1 rRNA gene is annotated in these 1,407 nt (G+C 48.3%); it reads right to left on the bottom strand.

Going from position 1 to position 1,407, the window contains the following annotated elements:
* A 23S ribosomal RNA gene (locus ESZ39_RS17455) occupies window positions 1-1,395 on the bottom strand; the annotation flags it as partial.
* Between the last annotated feature and the right edge of the window lie 12 nt (window positions 1,396-1,407).

Raw genomic sequence — 1,407 nt, 5'->3', positions numbered from 1 at the left:
AGTACAGAAATATTAATCTGTTTCCCATCGACTACGCGTTTCCGCCTCGCCTTAGGGGCCGACTTACCCTGCCCTGATTAACATGGGACAGGAAACCTTGGTCTTTCGGCGGGGGAGTTTTTCACTCCCCTTATCGTTACTCATGTCAGCATTCGCACTTCTGATACCTCCAGCAAGCTTTACAACTCACCTTCAACGGCTTACAGAACGCTCCCCTACCACTCAATCTAAAAGATTGAATCCGCAGCTTCGGTGACTAGTTTAGCCCCGTTACATCTTCCGCGCAGACCGACTCGACTAGTGAGCTATTACGCTTTCTTTAAAGGATGGCTGCTTCTAAGCCAACCTCCTAGCTGTCTATGCCTTTCCACATCGTTTCCCACTTAACTAGTACTTTGGGACCTTAGCTGGCGGTCTGGGTTGTTTCCCTCTTCACAACGGACGTTAGCACCCGTAGTGTGTCTCCCGCATATCACTCATTGGTATTCGGAGTTTGCAAAGGGTTGGTAAGTCGGGATGACCCCCTAGCCTTAACAGTGCTCTACCCCCAATGGTGTTCGTGCGAGGCTCTACCTAAATAGATTTCGGGGAGAACCAGCTATCTCCCGGCTTGATTAGCCTTTCACTCCGACCCACAAGTCATCACCGCATTTTTCAACATACGTGTGTTCGGTCCTCCAGTTGATGTTACTCAACCTTCAACCTGCCCATGGGTAGATCGCCGGGTTTCGGGTCTATACCCTGCAACTAAACGCGCAGTTAACACTCGCTTTCGCTACGGCTCCCCTATTCGGTTAACCTTGCTACAGAATATAAGTCGCTGACCCATTATACAAAAGGTACGCAATCACTAGACTCAATCTAGCTCTCACTGCTTGTACGTATGCGGTTTCAGGTTCTATTTCACTCCCCTCACAGGGGTTCTTTTCGCCTTTCCCTCACGGTACTGGTTCACTATCGGTCAGTTAGGAGTATTTAGCCTTGGAGGATGGTCCCCCCATGTTCAGTCAACGTTTCACGTGTGCCGACCTACTCGATTTCATGATAAGTTTATTTTCGTGTACGGGGCTATCACCCTGTATCGCTCTACTTTCCAGTAGATTCCACTAACTTACAAACCACTTAAGGGCTAATTCCCGTTCGCTCGCCGCTACTAAGGAAATCTCGGTTGATTTCTTTTCCTCGGGGTACTTAGATGTTTCAGTTCTCCCGGTTCGCCTCATTAAGCTATGTATTCACTTAATGATACCCAACTTACGTTGGGTGGGTTTCCCCATTCGGATATCTTTGGCTATAACGGTTTTTATCACCTCACCAAAGCTTTTCGCAGATTAACACGTCCTTCATCGCCTCTAACTGCCAAGGCATCCACCACATACGCTTAGTCACTTAACCATACAACCCCAA

It is taken from the genome of Colwellia sp. C1TZA3 (assembly GCF_007954265.1).
Taxonomy (GTDB): domain Bacteria; phylum Pseudomonadota; class Gammaproteobacteria; order Enterobacterales; family Alteromonadaceae; genus Cognaticolwellia.
The sequence above is the reverse complement of the archived record's forward strand: the minus strand, read 5'-3'. Positions and strand labels throughout refer to the sequence as shown.